Origin of the sequence: Bacillus sp. B2-WWTP-C-10-Post-4 (assembly GCF_009183805.1) — a bacterium.
Taxonomy (GTDB): domain Bacteria; phylum Bacillota; class Bacilli; order Bacillales; family Bacillaceae_G; genus Bacillus_A; species Bacillus_A cereus.
Genome location: NZ_WEII01000051.1, coordinates 1 through 17,634, shown reverse-complemented (window position 1 = coordinate 17,634; position 17,634 = coordinate 1). Strand labels below are relative to the sequence as shown.

Here is a 17,634-nt window from a genome sequence, read left to right as displayed (position 1 = left end):
GTTATTTCGCCCTCTCTACAAAGATTTCGTTTAACGTCGGCTCTAACATTTTGAATTGTCGTAAGCTAACACCTTGCTCTTGCAACTGTTGCAAAATCTTGAGAGCTTCCGCATCGTCTTGTACTTTCACATAAAGAAGGCCTTGTTGTTTTTCATACGATACATGTATAGCTTCTAATCCCTTTTCATTCTCTACTGTATCTTCAATCGTTAAATTACGGAAACCGTATTCTTTCTTAATATCACTTAGCTGTCCTTTTACGACTGCTTCACCTTTTTTCAAAATACATACATGTTGGCAAAAAGCCTCTACTTGTTCCATACGATGACTTGATAAAATAATCGTCTTTCCGCTCTGTACTTGTTCTTCAATAATACTAGCTAACATCCCAGCATTAACTGGATCGAGGCCGCTGAATGGTTCATCTAAAATGAGAAGTTCCGGATTATGAAGAAGAGCAGCAATTAATTGGATTTTTTGCTGATTCCCTTTTGAAAGCTCTCCAGCCGTTTTAAATTTATATTCTGGTATCGCTAAACGCTCTAACCAGTGATCAATAGCGTGATCCACTTCTTTCTTCGACATTCCTTCTAATCTACCAAAATATCGCAGCTGATCTATTACTCTACTTTTTGTATATAAACCTCTTTCTTCTGGTAAATACCCAATTGTTACACCACTATTTCCAAATGCTTTTCCATCCCATGTAATCGAACCTTCATTAGGCGTTAATAATCCGAGAAGCATTTTGATTGTTGTTGTTTTCCCTGCACCATTTCGTCCAAGTAACCCTAGTACTTCACCTTTTGGTAACGAAATTTGCAAACCGTTAACTGCTTTTGATTCCCCAAATTGTTTCGTTAAGTTTTGAATTTGTAAACTCAAGTATAAAGCCTCCCCTTTAGTATCATTCGTACTCTCTTTCAAAGACTATGTTTATTCAAGACAAAATATAGCACCGCACTTCATCCTCTTATATGTAAACATCGTCATGAATCCATCATTTGTTCTATTTAGTTAAAATTGTAAATAACAAAGTTCTTTTTGTCAATTATAATTGTCATTACGACAATAAAAATTGTCAAAACAACTATTATTATTTTGCTCATCTTTCTAATATAGGACATACTACTATATATACAAAAGACAATATGCAAATGTTCATATAAAAATATTATATTTTAATATATAATATAAAATGATTTTCTAACATCAAGGAGGATACATATGAAGATGAAAAGGGGCATTACCACTTTATTATCTGTAGCGGTTCTATCTACATCACTTGTAGCATGTTCAGGAACACCAGAGAAAACAGTGGCAAAAAAAGAGAAAGTAAAATTAACAGAACAACAATTAATGGCTGATTTATGGTATCAAACAGCCGGTGAAACGAAAGCACTTTACTACCAAGGGTACAACATTGGTCAATTAAAGCTTGATGCAATTCTTGCAAAAGGGACAGAGAAAAAACCTGCTATCGTGCTTGATTTAGACGAAACTGTTTTAGATAACAGTCCTCATCAAGCAATGAGCGTAAAAACAGGCAAAGGCTATCCTTACAAATGGGATGATTGGATTAACAAAGCTGAGGCTGAAGCCCTTCCAGGCGCAATTGATTTCTTAAAATATACAGAGTCTAAAGGTGTAGATATTTACTACATCTCAAATCGTAAAACGAATCAACTAGATGCGACAATTAAAAATCTTGAGCGTGTAGGTGCTCCTCAAGCAACGAAAGAACATATATTACTACAAGATCCGAAAGAAAAAGGAAAAGAAAAACGCCGTGAACTCGTTTCTCAAACTCATGATATTGTCTTATTCTTCGGTGATAACTTATCTGATTTCACAGGTTTTGATGGAAAATCTGTAAAAGATCGTAACCAAACAGTAGCAGATTCAAAAGCACAATTTGGTGAGAAATTCATTATTTTCCCGAATCCAATGTATGGCGATTGGGAAGGCGCTTTATATGATTATGATTTCAAAAAATCAGATGCAGAAAAAGATAAAATCCGTCGCGACAACTTAAAATCATTTGAAGTAAAATAAAAGAGGATGGCATTCGCCATCCTCTTTTATTTTACTTTCTCTGTTAAAGGCAAGATAAATACTTCCACACGTCTATTCTTTGCCTTTCCTTCTTGTGTATCGTTTGGAGCAATTGAACGGTATTCTCCGTATCCAATCGCACTAAATTTTTCTGGTTGTAATTCTTTATTTTGCAGTAATACTTGCATAAAATTAACTGCCCGCTGCGTACTTAATTCCCAATTCGACGCAAACTGCGCATTGGCAATAGGGACATTATCCGTATGACCCGATACTGTAATTTCACGAGGTGACGCTGAAACAAGTAAGCTAGACATCTCTTTTGCAATCCCTAAAGATTCTAATTTCACATCTGCTTTCCCCGAATCAAACAGTATATTTTCTAATATTGTCACCATTAATCCCTTTTCAGTTAATTTAGTTTGAAAAGAAGAGGATAATTGTTTTTCATTAATATATTGATCAATCTTTTTTTGTAATGCTTTCAATTCATCCATCTCTTTTTTTTCTTTAGCTCTAGCTTCTTCTTGTTTTTTTGTTTGTTCTGCCTCAAGGCTACTTGCTGATAATTCTTTTTCATCATTTGGCTTTTGATCACTTAAAAATTCTTTGTTACCTGTTCCCCCAGCTAATTCACTTCGAAAAGCAACTGCCATCTGTTTAAACTTCGCAGCATCTATACTACTCATTGCGAATAAAACGATAAACAATGCAAATAACAACGTTAACATATCAGAATATGGGATTAACCATGTTTCATCGATATGCTCATCATGTTTTTTCTTTTTGCCTCTTCTATTTTTCTTACTCCGCATTTTTTTCTGCTCCTTTTTCTAGCTTTTTACGCTCAGTTGCAGAAAGTGCACCTAAAATGCGGTTCTTCATAATAAACGGATATGTACCTTCTTGTAACATTAATAAACAATCAATGATTAAACGTTTTTTCTCAATTTCAGCTGAAGATTTTTGCTTTAACTTATTTGCAAATGGATGCCATAATACATAACCTGAAAAAATACCAAAAATCGTTGCAATAAACGCACCCGAAATAGCATGACCTAACTTTTCAATATCAGTTAAGTTACCAAGCGCAGCTACAAGACCGATAACAGCACCTAAAACTCCTAATGTCGGTGCATACGTACCAGCTTGTGAAAAAATAGCAGCTCCCTTTGCATGTCTTTCTTCAATTGCCTCTAATTCAGATTCCAAAATCTGCTCCAAATCTTCTGCGGATACGCCATCAATCACAAATTTCATACCGCGCAAAAGAAATTCATCTTGAATTTTGTCTAATTGTTGCTCTAAAGACAAAATACCGTATTTTCTACTTTCAGATGTCCAATGAACAAATAATTCTAGCAACTGTTCATAACTTAAATCCTTTTTATTTGAACCAAAAAGAACTTTAAATAGTTTTGGAACCCTTTTTAGTTGATTCATCGGAAATGCAATACATACTGCAGCAAATGTACCGATAAAAATAATTAATGCTGCGGCAGGATTTAATAAGGCTGTTATGTCAGCGCCCTTGACGACCATCCCTACTACCACTGCTACAAATCCTAAAATAAGTCCAATAATTGTTGCAAAATCCATTCCCATTCACTCCCAGTCTATACAAGAAGTTCTCTATTCTCGATAATCGCTACATCTTCTTATGTATATATATTACATAAAAAATGCATTTCATGAAAGATAAGAAATGAATTATATAAAAAAATACTACAAATTCACACATTTTCTGACATTTTCTTTGCATTTCTATTACGTTATGACTCTTATATTCCTTTTCCAACAAACTAGATTTATAATAAAAAAAACATTACACATTTTATTAAGAAGGGACTGTGATTACAAGGCATCATGAAAAAGATAATAATTATTTCTGCCACTACTATTGTAATCGGGATCACATCTTTCGCTTACTTTGGTTCTAAAACACCACTACATAATGAAGCAAAAGCTGTCGAAAGTCAAAAGCATAATAACCATAAAAAAGAAGAGATTCCTGCTTTTCCAAAAGCTGATCATAATGCAAAGAAAATAGACAATGATTTTTCAGTGGTAACAAATCCCAAATCTAATCTTGTCTTAATTAATAAACATCGAAAACTACCAGATGGATACATTCCTGAAGACTTAACGAGACCAAATGTACCATTTATTAGTCCAAAAGATAAAGAAAAAACATTGCTGCGAAAAGATGCTGCAGAGGCACTTGAAAACATGTTTAAAGCTGCGAAAAAAGAAGGGCTTGATCTTACAGCTGTATCTGGTTATCGTTCATACAAACGCCAAAAATCGTTGCATGATACATACGTTAGACGCCAAGGAAAAGCCGAAGCTAATTCGGTAAGCGCAATTCCTGGTACAAGTGAACACCAAACGGGTTTAGCAATGGATATTAGTTCAAAATCAGCTAAATTTCAATTAGAGCCTATCTTCGGGGAGACAGCAGAAGGAAAATGGGTCGCAGAACACGCTCATGAATTCGGCTTTGTCATTCGTTACTTAGAAGATAAAACAGATACAACAGAATATGCATATGAACCATGGCACTTACGCTACGTTGGTAATCCATACGCTACATACCTATATAAACATCACTTAACATTAGAAGAAGCGATGGAAGACAAAAAATAAGAGAGCAAATTGCTCTCTTATTTTTCTTTCACTCTATTATTGTAGTAATTTCTTCTTCCATTCTTCAGGCCATGGTTCGCCTCTTCCTGTTTTTTTCGACGCTTGAACCATCATTCCACGACCTACTAAACAAACCTCTCCTGCTTCATTCTTCACCATATAATGTAAATCTAAAGAAGAATTCCCAACCGACCCTGCTTTTACATACACCTTCAACTGTTCATCAAAATATATTTGCTTAATAAAATTACATTGTAAATCCGCAACAACGATCATCGTTTCTGATGATGCATGTGTCCACTCTTGCATAAATCCAAGTTCTTTAAACAACGCAATACGAGCTTCTTCAAAATAAGTAAAAGCAACGACATTATTTACATGTCCAAACATATCTACTTCACCAAAACGAACCTTTACAGGGTTGTAAAACGAAAAACCACTTTCCCATTGCTCAAAGTCTTCAATATAAGAAATCCTCTTCATTGTTATCTCTCCTTTTCACCTTAAAATAAACAGAATAAACAGAAAAATATAGTTATAAATATTGCCTCTTCGATATGAAGAGGCAATATTTATTAATAGTTATTATCGCTACCAAAGAAATCTTTGAACGATTGAATTGTTGTATCACGGTTTAATGCCGCAATTGAAGTTGTTAAAGGAATACCCTTCGGACATGATTGCACACAGTTTTGAGAGTTACCACAGTTTGCTAGTCCTCCATCTCCCATAATTGCACGTAAGCGATCTGCTTTATGCATTTCACCCGTTGGATGTGAGTTGAATAAGCGAGCTTGTGATAACGGTGCTGGTCCAATAAAATCAGACTTACTGTTTACGTTTGGACATGATTCTAAGCAAACACCACATGTCATGCATTTTGAAAGCTCATAAGCCCATTGACGCTTTTTCTCAGGCATTCTTGGTCCTGGACCTAGGTCATACGTACCATCAATTGGAATCCACGCTTTAACGCGTTTTAGAGCATTAAACATGCGACTACGATCAACTTGCAAGTCACGTACAACCGGGAATGTCTTCATCGGTTTTAAGCGAATTGGTTGCTCTAATTGATCGATAAGTGCCGTACATGATTGACGTGGTTTTCCGTTAATCACCATCGAACATGCACCACATACTTCCTCTAAGCAGTTCATATCCCATGCAATCGGAGTTGTTTGGTTCCCTTTTGAATCAACGGGATTACGACGGATTTCCATAAGTGCTGAGATAATATTCATATTCGGACGATATGGAATTTCAAACTCTTGGTCAAACGCTTGCGCATCTGGCCCGTCTTGTCTCGTAATGATGAGGCGGATTGTTTTCTCAGACATGTTGTTTATCCCCCTTCTCTTCACCCTTAGCAGCTACATCGTGTTTTGAAGAATAATCACGTTTACGCGGTTTAATTAATGAAATATCAACGTCTTCGTAATGGAATGCTGGTGCATTTCCTTCTCCCTCAAATTTTGCCATCGTAGTTTTTAAGAAGTTTGCATCATCACGATTTGGGAATTCAGGTTTGTAATGCGCCCCACGGCTCTCATTACGGTTATATGCGCCAATTGTAATAACACGTGCTAACTCAAACATATTTGCAAGTTGGCGTGTAAATGAAGCACCTTGGTTACTCCATCTTGCTGTATCGTTAATGTTAATACGTTTGTAACGAGCCATTAATTCTTCAATTTTCGCATCTGTTTCTAATAATTTTTTATTTTCACGAACTACTGTAACGTTATCTGTCATCCATTCTCCAAGCTCTTTATGAAGAACATACGCATTTTCGTTACCATCCATCGTTAAAATATTGTTAAATTTCTCTGTTTCGATTAATTCATTTTGCTCATATACAGTAGATGAAACAGCATCAGATGATTTAGAAAGACCTTTCATATACTCAATTGCGTTTGGTCCTGCTACCATACCACCATAAATTGCTGATAATAGTGAGTTTGCACCAAGACGGTTACCACCGTGCATAGAATAATCACACTCACCTGCTGCAAATAAACCTGGAATATTTGTCATCTGTTTATAATCAACCCATAGTCCGCCCATTGAATAGTGAACAGCTGGGAAGATTTTCATCGGTAGTTTACGAGGATCATCCCCTGTAAATTTCTCATAGATTTCAATAATTCCACCTAGTTTAATATCTAGTTCTTTTGGATCTTTATGAGAAAGATCTAAGTACACCATGTTTTCACCGTTAATACCTAGTTTTTGCTCTACGCAAACATCAAAGATTTCACGCGTTGCGATGTCACGAGGTACAAGGTTTCCGTAAGCCGGATATTTTTCTTCTAAGAAGTACCATGGTTTACCATCTTTATATGTCCAAACACGTCCACCTTCACCACGTGCAGATTCACTCATAAGACGTAATTTATCGTCTCCAGGAATTGCCGTTGGGTGAATTTGAATGAACTCACCGTTTGCATAATATGCGCCTTGTTGATATACAGCAGAAGCTGCTGTACCTGTATTGATAATGGAGTTTGTTGATTTTCCGAAAATGATACCAGGGCCCCCTGTTGCCATAATCACGGCATCTGCTCCGAAACTTCTAATCTCCATAGTTTGTAAGTCTTGTGCAACGATTCCTCGGCACACACCTTCATCATCAACAACAGCTCGTAAGAAATCCCAACCTTCATATTTCGTTACAAGTCCTGCTACTTCGTGACGACGTACTTGCTCATCTAATGCGTAAAGTAATTGCTGTCCAGTTGTTGCACCAGCAAATGCTGTACGGTGATGTTGCGTTCCACCAAATCGACGGAAATCAAGAAGTCCTTCTTCCGTACGGTTGAACATAACACCCATACGGTCCATTAAATGAATGATACCAGGTGCTGCTTCACACATTGCTTTAACTGGTGGTTGGTTCGCTAAGAAGTCCCCACCATAAATTGTATCGTCAAAGTGGATCCATGGAGAATCCCCTTCACCTTTCGTATTTACGGCACCGTTAATTCCGCCCTGAGCACATACAGAATGTGAACGTTTTACTGGTACTAAAGAAAACAGTTCAACATTTACTCCTGCTTCTGCCGCTTTAATCGTTGCCATTAAGCCAGCCAAGCCACCGCCGACTACTATAAGTTTCCCTTTCATGCTCTCCCACTCCTTACTGGTTTGCTAGCTGTGGATCGATGAACGCTAATAATGCACTCACACCTACATAAGATAAACCTAAGAAAATAGCTAATGTTACATAAGTAGAGATTCTTTGTGAACGTGGAGATACTGTAATTCCCCAGCTGATGCAGAATGTCCATAGTCCATTTGCAAAGTGGAAAATTGTTGAAACAACACCAACTAAGTAGAATGCAAACATAGCTGGATTGTTTAAAATATCTGCCATCATATCATAGTTTACCTCTTTACCTAACATTGCTTGAATACGAGTTTCCCAGACGTGCCAAGAAATGAAGATCAGCGTAACGATACCTGAAATTCTTTGGAAAACGAACATCCAGTTACGGAAATAACCGTAAGAAACCGCATTGTTCTTAGCTGTAAATGCAATATATAAGCCATATATAGCATGGTACAGTATCGGTAAAAAGATGATGAAAATTTCTAGCGCATACCGGAATGGAAGGAGCTCCATAAAGCCTGCAGCTTTGTTAAAAGCCTCTGCTCCTCGTGTTGCAAAGTTGTTTACAATTAAATGTTGCGTCAAAAAGACACCAACCGGGATGACCCCCATTAATGAGTGCCACTTACGAAACGTATACTCGCGGCCTTTCATGTCCCCATTACCCCCCTTGAATGTTTGACTGCTGTTTTCAGATTAGTTTATGACAATAATGTTTTTTCACTATTGGCATAAGAAAAACTGAAAAAATTATTCGAAATATTTCAGCATAATTTGATACCAAGTTCATTTTACTCCTATTTTTGTCGAAGCGTCAAGAAAACGTATACATAATTTGCATATAATTTGCCAATTCTTTTTTTCTTCTTATATATTCAGATTTTCCTAAAGAAAAATCTGTTTTTATAAATGTGAAATGTTATATAATAATCCCTATAGAAAGAGGGGAATATTGTGAGTAAAAATACAATCGATACAACATCTTTAGAAGATGTTTCATTGAACGCCTTCGCTTATGAATTGCTACGTGAAGAATTACTACCTGATTTAATCGGCAACGATTTAGATGGTATTTTATACTGGTCTGGTAGAAACCTTGCAAGAAAATATCCGCTAGAAACAATTGAAGAAGTCATTCAGTTCTTTGAAAAGGCTGGCTGGGGCACTTTAAGCATTGTTGAACATAAGCGTCGTGAAATGCAGTTCCAACTTAAAGGCACACTCATCGCAGAACGTCAAAAACAAAAACGACATTCTTCTTATCAACTAGAAGCCGGATTCATCGCTGAACAAATCCAAAAGCAACGGAACGTCGTTGCAGAGTCATACGAAGAAAAGAAAAAACGTTCTGACTCTATTACATTTCTTGTAAAATGGGATATAAAAGATCTCATTGAAGTGTAAGCATTACCTACAGTCAACTAGACATATCAGTTTAGTTGACTTTTTTGTATTTTCATTCAGATGCATTTATTTTAAATCTTCAGAAATTATACCAAAAAACAGAAGACGTTGTAAACTACAACGTCTTCTTATCTGTTAAATACGTATAAATCGTCTCCGCGACATTTTTCGGCATACCCGCTTCGACAAATTCCTCTATAGAAGCTTCTTTCATCTTCTTTAATGAACCAAAATGTTTTAACAATACCTTTTTCCGTTTATCACCGATTCCTGGAATATCATCCAATGCTGATTGAATGACAGATTTCCCGTGTAATTGACGATGGAATGTAATCGCAAATCGATGCACCTCATCTTGAATACGCTGCAATAAATAAAATTCTTGGCTATTTCTCTCAAGCATCACAGGTTCCGGTGGATCCCCAATAATTAAATGGGAGGTTTTATGTTTATCATCTTTTACAAGACCTGCCATCGGAATATATAATCCGAGCTCATTCTCTAAAATATCACTTGCAGCCGCTAGATGGCCTTTTCCTCCATCAATAATAATCAAATCAGGTAAAGGTGAATTTTCTTTAAGCGCCCTTGTATAACGGCGCCTCACAACTTCTCTCATAGACTCATAATCATCTGGTCCTTGAACCGTTTTAATTTTATATTTTCGATACTCTTTCTTCGCCGGTTTCCCATCGATAAAAGCAATCATTGCAGAAACGGGATTTGTTCCTTGAATATTTGAGTTATCAAACGCTTCAATACGATATGGCGTTTCAATCCCAAGCTGCTTCCCTAAATGATCTACCGCTTTAATCGTTCGTTCTTCATCACGTTCAATTAAGTAAAACTTCTCTTCAAGAGCAATCTTCGCATTTTTATTTGCCAATTCTACAAGGTCTTTTTTCTTACCACGTTTCGGCTGCGTCGCTTCCACTTCTAAAAAGCGCTCTACTAATTCCGAGTCTATACTTCCTGGAACGACAATCTCCTTCGGCTTAAAATGACTACTGTTTTCATAAAATTGGCCGATAAACGTTAAAAAACCCTCTTCTGGTTCATCGTAAATTGGAAACATAGAAACATCACGTTCAATTAGCTTTCCTTTTCGAACGAAGAAAACTTGAACACACATCCATCCTTTATCCACTGCATATCCAAACACATCACGATCCACTAAGTCACTCATAATCATCTTTTGTTTTTCCATAATCGCATCAATATGAGCAATTTGATCACGCAACTCTTTTGCACGTTCAAACTCTAGTTTCTCTGAAGCCTCATACATTTTTATTTCTAGTTCTGAACGAACTTCTTTATGTCCACCATTTAAAAACTTAATAATTTCATCTACAATTTCTTTATTTTGTTCTTCCGTCACTTCTTTCACACAAGGTGCTAAACATTGACCCATATGATAATACAAACAAACTTTATCTGGCATATTCGTGCATTTCCGAAGTGGATACATACGATCTAGCAGTTTTTTCGTTTCATGAGCAGATTGTGCATTTGGATAAGGACCAAAATATTTCCCTTTATCTTTTTTTACGTTTCGAGTAATGAGTAAGCGAGGTTGCTTCTCCGCTGTAATTTTAATAAAAGGATATGTTTTATCATCTTTTAATTGAATATTATATTTCGGATCATATTTTTTAATTAGATTTAACTCTAAAATAAGTGCTTCTAAATTCGAAGAAGTTACAATATATTCAAAATCAACAATTTCTCCTACAAGCCGCAGTGTTTTCCCATCATGTGAACCAGTAAAGTACGAGCGCACACGATTTTTAAGCACTTTTGCCTTTCCGACATATATAACCGTTCCTTGCTTATCTTTCATCAAATAACAACCAGGTTGATCTGGTAAAATAGCCAACTTCTCTTTCAAATGTTCGTGCACTCGTCTCCCTCCATTTCTACATACTTAGCATTTTTATTTTCCCTTGAAAACATACTATGCCCAAACACCCAACATACGTTCTTTTATTGTAACGGAAAGACTGTAAAAAAGAAAATAAAAAAAGCTACCAAATGGTAGCTTTTTTATTTTAGAAGTGTTTAGAAACTAATTCTACTAACGCTTCTTTCGGTTTGTAACCTAACGCTTGATCAACTACTTTACCGTCTTTTAATACGAAAAGAGCTGGAATGCTCATTACTTCGAATTGACGAGCAGTTTCTTGGTTTTCATCAACGTCTACTTTTACTACTTTTACTTTTTCGCCTAGTTCTGCATCGATTTCCTCTAATACAGGAGCGATCATTTTACAAGGTCCACACCAAGGTGCCCAGAAATCTAATAATACAACACCTTCGCTAGTTTCAGCTGCGAAGCTTTGGTCATTTGCGTTTACAATTGCCATTTTATTTCCTCCTTCAAGTATATTCTACCAAGAGTATATCATTAACTTATATACGTGGCGAATAATATGTATCGTTATGTATTGTAACAAAAAAATGTTCCTTTATACTATATAAAAATACGGATTAAATACTAAAAAGATGAGAGACAGGGGATCTCTCACCTTTTTCTATATATAGGGGTACTTCACTTGGAACTCAAGGGTACTAAAATCATGAATGTACTTTTAACTTTTTAAACTCTTCTGTTAAGAGAGGTACAACTTCGAATAAGTCACCGACAATACCGTAGTCAGCTACTTTAAAGATACTTGCTTCTGGATCTTTATTAATCGCAACGATTATTTTTGAGTTAGACATACCTGCTAAATGCTGAATCGCACCAGAAATACCACATGCAATGTATAAGTCTGGGGTAACAACTTTACCAGTTTGACCAATTTGTAATGAGTAATCACAGTATTCAGCGTCACAAGCACCACGAGATGCCCCAACAGCGCCGCCTAGTACGTCAGCTAACTCTTTTAATGGTTTAAAGCCTTCTTCACTCTTCACACCGCGTCCACCAGCGATAATAACTTTCGCTTCAGAAAGATCCACACCTTCTGCTGTTTTACGGACAACATCTTGAATGATTGTACGTAAATCTTTCACATCAACTGTAATAGAAGATACGTCACCGCTGCGAGACTCATCTTTTTCCAGAGTTGCAATGTTATTTGGACGCACTGTCGCAAATAAGATGCCGTCTGTTACAATCTTCTTCTCGAATGCTTTACCAGAGTAAATTGGACGAGTGAAGATAACATTTCCACCTTCAACCTCTAAAGCAGTTACGTCAGAAATTAAACCAGCTTCAAGCTTCGCTGCTAATTTTGGTGATAAATCTTTGCCAAGTGCTGTATGTCCAAAGACAATACCTTCTGGATTTTCTTCAGCATGTACAGCTAAAAACGCTTGTGCATAACCATCAGATGTATATGATTTTAATTTATCATTTTCAACTGTCACAACGCGATCTGCACCGTAATGAATCAATTCATTTGCAAAAGAGGCAACGCTGTCTCCAATTAGAAGACCTACTACTTCACCGCCTTCTGCAATTGTTTTTGCTGCTGCTACCGCTTCAAAAGAAACGTTACGTAGCGATCCATCACGAACTTCACCCATTACTAATACTTTACGAGCCATAGATTTTCCCTCCTGCATATATAATTTCGTATTTTATTAGATTACTTTCGCTTCTGTATGGAGCAACGATACAAGTTCTTTTACTTGATCTTGCAGCTCGCCTTGTAACACTTTTCCTGCATCTTTCTTAGGAGGCAAATAGATTTCAATTGTTTTTGTCTTTGCTTCCACATCATCTTCTTCTAAATCTAAATCATCTAATTCTAATTCTTCTAGCGGCTTTTTCTTCGCTTTCATAATACCTGGAAGCGATGGATAACGCGGTTCATTTAAACCTTGCTGTGCTGTTACTAAAACTGGTAATGAAGTTGCAATCACTTCTGTATCACCTTCAACATCACGCTCAATCTTCACATTTGTACCGTCAATTTCAAGTTTTGTAATTGTCGTTACATATGGAATATTTAACGCTTCAGCTACGCGTGGTCCTACTTGTCCAGATGCACCATCAATTGCAACGTTTCCGCCTAAAATTAAATCTGCATCTTTATCTTTTAAATATTCAGCAAGCACTTTTGCTGTCGTGAACTGGTCACCATTTTCTACATCATCTTCAATATTAATTAATACGGCTTTATCACAGCCCATTGCTAATGCAGTACGAAGTTCTTTCTCACTATCTTCGCCACCGACTGTTACAACTGTAACTTCTCCACCTTGTGCGTCTCTTACTTGAATTGCTTCTTCAATTGCATATTCATCGTAAGGGTTGATGATGAATTCCGCTTCGCCATCGTAAATTGCACCGTTTTTAATTACGATTTTTTCTTCTGTATCAAATGTTCGTTTCATGAGTACGTAGATGTTCATTCCATTTACCCCCTTGTTTTTCAGAAAGATTCTATCAATTTTAATTTTCTGTTAATTTATATTAAAAAAATAATTGAACTACCTGCCACTAAATGAAGGTTTACGCTTTTCTAAAAATGCAGCTACACCTTCTCTTCCATCTTCACTCGTAAATACTTCACCAAAAATCTGTGATTCACGTTGTACACCTTCATAGTAATGAGACGATTTTGTCGTTTGCAATAACTCTAGTACAGCACGAGTTGTTGCTGGACTTTTTCCAGCAATTTGTTTTGCAACTTTAAGCGTATCATCTAAAAGAGATTCTTCAGAGAACAATCCGTTAACAAGTCCCCACTTTAATGCTTCTGCACCAGTAATTGGTGTACTTGTTAACATCATTTCACAAGCTTTCGCTTTCCCAACATAACGTGGTAAGCGCTGTGTACCTGCAAAGCCAGGAATTAATCCAAGTGTTAATTCAGGTAAACCAAGTTTTGCACTTTCAGTTGCAAAGCGCATGTGGCAAGACATAGCAAACTCAAGGCCGCCGCCCAGTGCCGCTCCATGAATTGCCGCAATAACTGGTTTTGAACATTTTTCAACACGCTCAAACGTAACTTGTCCAAGCTGTGCTAATTCTGTTGCTTGCTTCGCTTCAGTAACAGATGTAAATTCTTTAATATCTGCTCCCGCTGAGAAGAAACGTCCTTCACCATGAATAACAACAACACGAATGTTATCATCCTTTTCCACTTGATCAATTAATTCAGTAACATCATGCATAACTTGTGAAGACATCGCATTCGCTGGTGCGTGATTTAATGTCGCCACCGCGATATGATCTTCAACTCTTACAGATAGGAATTTCAACATGATCCCTCCCATTATTGACGATAACCACAAGCTGCAATAAGTAGCCCGTGTACCGTTTTTGAAAGTGCGACCAGATCATACTTATGATCGCTCATTACCCAATTGGTCACAACTTCATCTACTGTTCCAAAGATCATTTGTCTTGCCACGCGAACATTTAAATCTGCTTGAAATTCACCTTGTTTTATACCAGTCTCTAAAATCTCATCCATAACTTGTAAGTAGCCTTTTAATACTTCATTTATTTTAAGGCGCAAGTCTTGATTGGACTGCCTTAGCTCTAATTGCGTAACGATAGCAAGAGGATCATTTTGCGACAACAGCAAGAAGTGCGTTTCTACCAACATGAATAACTTCGATACAGCGCTTTCAATTCCTGCTGTTTTTTGACGAATTGTTTCGACAAATTCTCCCATCTTCTCTTGGAATAAGGATATTAATATATCTTCTTTATTTTTAAAATATAAATAAATCGTGCCATCAGCTACCCCAGCTTGCTTTGCGATTTTAGAAACTTGCGCTTGGTGGTACCCATTCTCCGCAATCACAATGACTGCCGCATCAATAATTTGATTGTATTTCGGTCTATTTTTCTTCACTTTACTGTCCCCTTCAAGAAGATGACTGAATGAATAGTCATTCATATTCTTATAATACTGACTATTTAGAAAAGTGTCAATCCTATTTTTTCAAAAAGAAAGGGCCTTAGCCCGTTTGCTCATCCTCATTCTTTCTCTTCTCTTCATCTATTAGAACACGGCGTAAAATTTTCCCTACTGTCGTTTTTGGCAATTCATCTCTAAACTCATATACTTTCGGCACTTTATAAGCCGCTAAATATTTACGTGCAAACTGATTTAATTCTTCCTCAGAGCACTCCGTACCTTCTTTTAACACAACAAATGCTTTAACTGTCTCTCCTCGGTACGGATCTGGAACTCCAATTGTCACTACTTCTTGCACTTTTTCATGCTCATATAATACTTCTTCAACTTCACGAGGATACACATTAAATCCACTCGCGACAATCATATCTTTCTTGCGATCTTTCACATAGAAAAATCCATCTTCATCCATGTAGCCAACATCACCTGTATGGAGCCAGCCATCTTGCAATACAGCCGCTGTTTCCTCTGGCTTATTCCAGTATCCTTTCATAATTTGAGGACCTTTCACTACAATTTCCCCTATTTCTCCTGGCGGTAATGCCTCACCAGTCTCAAGTGACATAATGATTGCTTCTGTATCTGGCCACGGAACTCCAATGCTACCTGGCACTCGCTTTTCCCATAAAAAATTACTATGTGTAACTGGAGAGGATTCTGTTAAACCATATCCCTCTACTAGTTTACCACCTGTAACTGTTTCGAACTTTTCCTGTACTTCTACTGGCAGTGGTGCTGATCCACTAATACAAGCACGAATAGAAGAAATATCATATTCTTTTAAAAGTGGACTATTTAAAAGAGCGATATAAATGGTTGGTGCACCTGGAAACAATGTCACTTTATGCTTCTTAATCGCTTCAAAAACCATTTTCATATCAAACTTTGGAATAAGGACCATTTTGTATCCTTGCATAATACTTAAATTCATAACAGCTGTCATACCATAAACATGGAAAAATGGAAGAACCCCAAGAACGACTTCTTCTCCTTCTTTGCAATTATATAACCATTGAACTCCCATTAACGTGTTAGAGACGAGGTTTTTATGCGTTAACATAACGCCTTTCGGAAATCCGGTTGTTCCTCCTGTGTACTGTAAAAGAGCTAGATCTTTTTCAGGATCACAAGGCACCTCAACATTCGTATTCACTTCTTTTTCTACTGAATTCCAAAGATGAATCGTTTCACTCTCTGATACTTTCACAACTAAATTCGACTGTTTTTTCTGCACAAATGGATACAATAGATTTTTAGGGAATGGTAAAAAGTCCGCAATGCGAGTTACGATAATATGCTCAATTTTTGTAGCAGATTGAACATTCGTTACTCTTGGAAACACTAAATCGAGGCAAAGAATTACTTTTGCTCCCGAGTCATGAAGCTGATATTCTAATTCCCTTTCTGTATACAGTGGATTGGTTTGTACTACGATACCTCCCGCAAGTAATGTACCGTAATAACCAATTACAGCTTGCGGACAATTCGGCAACATAATAGCAACTCGATCACCCTTTTCCACACCGAGCTTTTGAAGATAATTTGCAAATTTCTTCACTTTATCATGGAAGTGTGAAAATGTAATATCCTTCCCCAAAAAGTGAAGCGCTTTCTTTTCTGGATAGCGAGAAGCCATCTGTTCTACATATTTATGAAGCGGCTGAATATCATAAGAAATCGTACTTGGAATTTCCTCTGGATAACTTTTCAACCATGGTTTTTCCACCTTCATTCCCCCTTCAAATACATCAAAAATAAATGAATGTTCATTCATGAGGTTGTTTTCATTATATTATAGTCACCATAACGTTACAATCATAATATTCTGACTTTTATATCACTATGCTTTACTTCATTAACTTCTTATTATATGTAGAAACTCTCCTAATCTTAAAAAAGTAAGAGAGTTATTATTTAGCTTAATCTTATTATCGTTAATACAGCTCCTGGTGTAGTTGTTGATAATGTTGCAACAGCTAACAAACCAAATAGTTGCAAACTAATAGCATCTCCTGCTGCAAGATTTGTAATAATTGTTGCGCTAAATGATGTAGTTGCTAACGCAGGAGAATTGATCGTCCCAGCAAGTGGTGCTCCATTAATTGTAATTCGTGAACTGACCAATAATGAAGCTGTTATATTAATCGAATATGAAATATAATAATTCCCAGCATTTGCAACCGTAAATACTGTATTTCCCCCGGAAACCGTAATACCAGGACCGATATTTTGATTATTCGGAAGCGGGACATTCGTTCCACCAAGAAGTACCGATATCGCTGTTCCCGACGTATTATTTGCAAATGCATATGTCGCCGTGATACTTGTACCTGTTGCTCCTGTAAGGCCTGTTGCTCCTGTTGCTCCCGTTGGACCTGTTGAACCCGTTGATCCTGTTGAACCTGTTGAACCTGTTGAACCTGTTGATCCTGTTGAACCTGTCGATCCCGTTGGGCCTGTTGATCCTGTCGCTCCCGTTGGACCTGTTGAACCCGTTGATCCTGTTGCTCCCGTTGGACCTGTTGAACCCGTTGATC

Annotated in this window: 18 protein-coding genes; 3 read left to right on the top strand and 15 right to left on the bottom strand. The window is 36.9% G+C overall.

The features are described from left to right. Position 1: 1 nt before the first annotated feature. On the bottom strand, positions 2 to 886 hold the full coding sequence (locus GBN78_RS19010; protein ID WP_000058117.1) for an ABC transporter ATP-binding protein: 885 nt from the start codon (positions 884 to 886) through the stop codon (positions 2 to 4). Positions 887 to 1,228: 342 nt separating this feature from the next. On the opposite strand from GBN78_RS19010, the gene GBN78_RS19005 reads away from it, so the two are divergent. Further along, positions 1,229 to 2,056 carry a 5'-nucleotidase, lipoprotein e(P4) family gene (locus GBN78_RS19005; protein WP_128267128.1) on the top strand — a complete coding sequence of 276 codons (828 nt, stop codon included), beginning with the start codon at positions 1,229 to 1,231 and terminating at the stop codon, positions 2,054 to 2,056. 26 nt (positions 2,057 to 2,082) lie between these two features. Here GBN78_RS19005 and motB read toward each other — a convergent pair whose 3' ends face one another. Both motB and motA read right to left on the bottom strand, forming a co-directional pair. After that, positions 2,083 to 2,871 (bottom strand): flagellar motor protein MotB, encoded by a 789-nt coding sequence (motB, locus tag GBN78_RS19000; protein ID WP_001256735.1) that lies wholly within the window; start codon positions 2,869 to 2,871, stop codon positions 2,083 to 2,085. After that, the gene (gene motA / locus GBN78_RS18995; RefSeq protein ID WP_000344853.1) at positions 2,861 to 3,655 is read right to left on the bottom strand and encodes a flagellar motor stator protein MotA; all 795 of its coding nucleotides are present in this window, start codon (positions 3,653 to 3,655) and stop codon (positions 2,861 to 2,863) included. The genes motB and motA overlap by 11 nt, the downstream gene beginning before the upstream one ends. 267 nt (positions 3,656 to 3,922) lie before the next feature. Here motA and GBN78_RS18990 point away from each other — a divergent pair, with 267 nt between their 5' ends. Then, positions 3,923 to 4,702 carry a M15 family metallopeptidase gene (locus GBN78_RS18990; protein WP_000720201.1) on the top strand — a complete coding sequence of 260 codons (780 nt, stop codon included), beginning with the start codon at positions 3,923 to 3,925 and terminating at the stop codon, positions 4,700 to 4,702. A 36-nt stretch (positions 4,703 to 4,738) separates the two neighbouring features. Here GBN78_RS18990 and GBN78_RS18985 read toward each other — a convergent pair whose 3' ends face one another. From GBN78_RS18985 to sdhC, 4 genes are all read right to left on the bottom strand, one after another. Then, entirely contained in the window at positions 4,739 to 5,185 is a 447-nt protein-coding gene (locus GBN78_RS18985; RefSeq protein ID WP_000822736.1) for an acyl-CoA thioesterase, read from the bottom strand. 92 nt (positions 5,186 to 5,277) lie between these two features. Then, positions 5,278 to 6,039 carry a succinate dehydrogenase iron-sulfur subunit gene (sdhB, locus tag GBN78_RS18980; protein WP_001291827.1) on the bottom strand — a complete coding sequence of 254 codons (762 nt, stop codon included), beginning with the start codon at positions 6,037 to 6,039 and terminating at the stop codon, positions 5,278 to 5,280. Beyond that, positions 6,032 to 7,825, bottom strand: coding sequence for a succinate dehydrogenase flavoprotein subunit (sdhA, locus tag GBN78_RS18975; RefSeq protein ID WP_000676750.1), 1,794 nt, complete (start codon positions 7,823 to 7,825; stop codon positions 6,032 to 6,034). The genes sdhB and sdhA overlap by 8 nt, the downstream gene beginning before the upstream one ends. 13 nt (positions 7,826 to 7,838) lie before the next feature. Then, on the bottom strand, positions 7,839 to 8,465 hold the full coding sequence (sdhC, locus tag GBN78_RS18970) for a succinate dehydrogenase cytochrome B558 (RefSeq protein WP_000678354.1): 627 nt from the start codon (positions 8,463 to 8,465) through the stop codon (positions 7,839 to 7,841). Between the two features lie 300 nt (positions 8,466 to 8,765). Between sdhC and GBN78_RS18965 the strand changes: the two genes are divergently transcribed. Beyond that, entirely contained in the window at positions 8,766 to 9,215 is a 450-nt protein-coding gene (locus GBN78_RS18965; RefSeq protein WP_000042226.1) for a YslB family protein, read from the top strand. Between the two features lie 115 nt (positions 9,216 to 9,330). Here GBN78_RS18965 and uvrC read toward each other — a convergent pair whose 3' ends face one another. The 8 genes from uvrC to GBN78_RS18925 all read right to left on the bottom strand — a co-directional run. Then, positions 9,331 to 11,115: an excinuclease ABC subunit C gene (gene uvrC, locus GBN78_RS18960; protein ID WP_000544296.1), complete on the bottom strand. Its 1,785-nt coding sequence runs from the start codon at positions 11,113 to 11,115 to the stop codon at positions 9,331 to 9,333. A gap of 148 nt (positions 11,116 to 11,263) precedes the next feature. Further along, positions 11,264 to 11,578, bottom strand: a complete 315-nt coding sequence (gene trxA / locus GBN78_RS18955; protein WP_001018943.1) for a thioredoxin — start codon at positions 11,576 to 11,578, stop codon at positions 11,264 to 11,266. 211 nt (positions 11,579 to 11,789) lie between these two features. Beyond that, on the bottom strand, positions 11,790 to 12,767 hold the full coding sequence (gene etfA, locus GBN78_RS18950) for an electron transfer flavoprotein subunit alpha (protein WP_000101943.1): 978 nt from the start codon (positions 12,765 to 12,767) through the stop codon (positions 11,790 to 11,792). A 36-nt stretch (positions 12,768 to 12,803) separates the two neighbouring features. After that, a complete protein-coding gene (etfB, locus tag GBN78_RS18945; RefSeq protein ID WP_001029028.1) occupies positions 12,804 to 13,577 on the bottom strand; it encodes an electron transfer flavoprotein subunit beta in 774 nt (257 codons plus the stop codon). 78 nt (positions 13,578 to 13,655) lie between these two features. Next, the gene (locus GBN78_RS18940; protein WP_000911292.1) at positions 13,656 to 14,432 is read right to left on the bottom strand and encodes an enoyl-CoA hydratase; all 777 of its coding nucleotides are present in this window, start codon (positions 14,430 to 14,432) and stop codon (positions 13,656 to 13,658) included. Positions 14,433 to 14,443: 11 nt separating this feature from the next. Continuing rightward, positions 14,444 to 15,031 carry a TetR/AcrR family transcriptional regulator gene (locus GBN78_RS18935; protein ID WP_000742223.1) on the bottom strand — a complete coding sequence of 196 codons (588 nt, stop codon included), beginning with the start codon at positions 15,029 to 15,031 and terminating at the stop codon, positions 14,444 to 14,446. A 106-nt stretch (positions 15,032 to 15,137) separates the two neighbouring features. After that, on the bottom strand, positions 15,138 to 16,823 hold the full coding sequence (locus GBN78_RS18930) for a long-chain-fatty-acid--CoA ligase (protein ID WP_000414734.1): 1,686 nt from the start codon (positions 16,821 to 16,823) through the stop codon (positions 15,138 to 15,140). A gap of 188 nt (positions 16,824 to 17,011) precedes the next feature. Then, a partial coding sequence (locus GBN78_RS18925) for a BclA C-terminal domain-containing protein (protein ID WP_481747363.1) occupies positions 17,012 to 17,634 on the bottom strand: 623 nt, incomplete at its 5' end.

What these genes read in the sequence shown, in the direction of transcription:
- GBN78_RS19005 (WP_128267128.1), top strand. Translation starts at nt 1,229, where the DNA reads ATGAAGATGAAAAGGGGCATTACCACTTTATTATCTGTAGCGGTTCTA.
- motB (WP_001256735.1), bottom strand. Translation starts at nt 2,871, where the DNA reads ATGCGGAGTAAGAAAAATAGAAGAGGCAAAAAGAAAAAACATGATGAG.
- motA (WP_000344853.1), bottom strand. Translation starts at nt 3,655, where the DNA reads ATGGATTTTGCAACAATTATTGGACTTATTTTAGGATTTGTAGCAGTG.
- GBN78_RS18990 (WP_000720201.1), top strand. Translation starts at nt 3,923, where the DNA reads ATGAAAAAGATAATAATTATTTCTGCCACTACTATTGTAATCGGGATC.
- GBN78_RS18985 (WP_000822736.1), bottom strand. Translation starts at nt 5,185, where the DNA reads ATGAAGAGGATTTCTTATATTGAAGACTTTGAGCAATGGGAAAGTGGT.
- sdhB (WP_001291827.1), bottom strand. Translation starts at nt 6,039, where the DNA reads ATGTCTGAGAAAACAATCCGCCTCATCATTACGAGACAAGACGGGCCA.
- sdhA (WP_000676750.1), bottom strand. Translation starts at nt 7,825, where the DNA reads ATGAAAGGGAAACTTATAGTAGTCGGCGGTGGCTTGGCTGGCTTAATG.
- sdhC (WP_000678354.1), bottom strand. Translation starts at nt 8,465, where the DNA reads ATGAAAGGCCGCGAGTATACGTTTCGTAAGTGGCACTCATTAATGGGG.
- trxA (WP_001018943.1), bottom strand. Translation starts at nt 11,578, where the DNA reads ATGGCAATTGTAAACGCAAATGACCAAAGCTTCGCAGCTGAAACTAGC.
- etfA (WP_000101943.1), bottom strand. Translation starts at nt 12,767, where the DNA reads ATGGCTCGTAAAGTATTAGTAATGGGTGAAGTTCGTGATGGATCGCTA.
- etfB (WP_001029028.1), bottom strand. Translation starts at nt 13,577, where the DNA reads ATGAACATCTACGTACTCATGAAACGAACATTTGATACAGAAGAAAAA.
- GBN78_RS18940 (WP_000911292.1), bottom strand. Translation starts at nt 14,432, where the DNA reads ATGTTGAAATTCCTATCTGTAAGAGTTGAAGATCATATCGCGGTGGCG.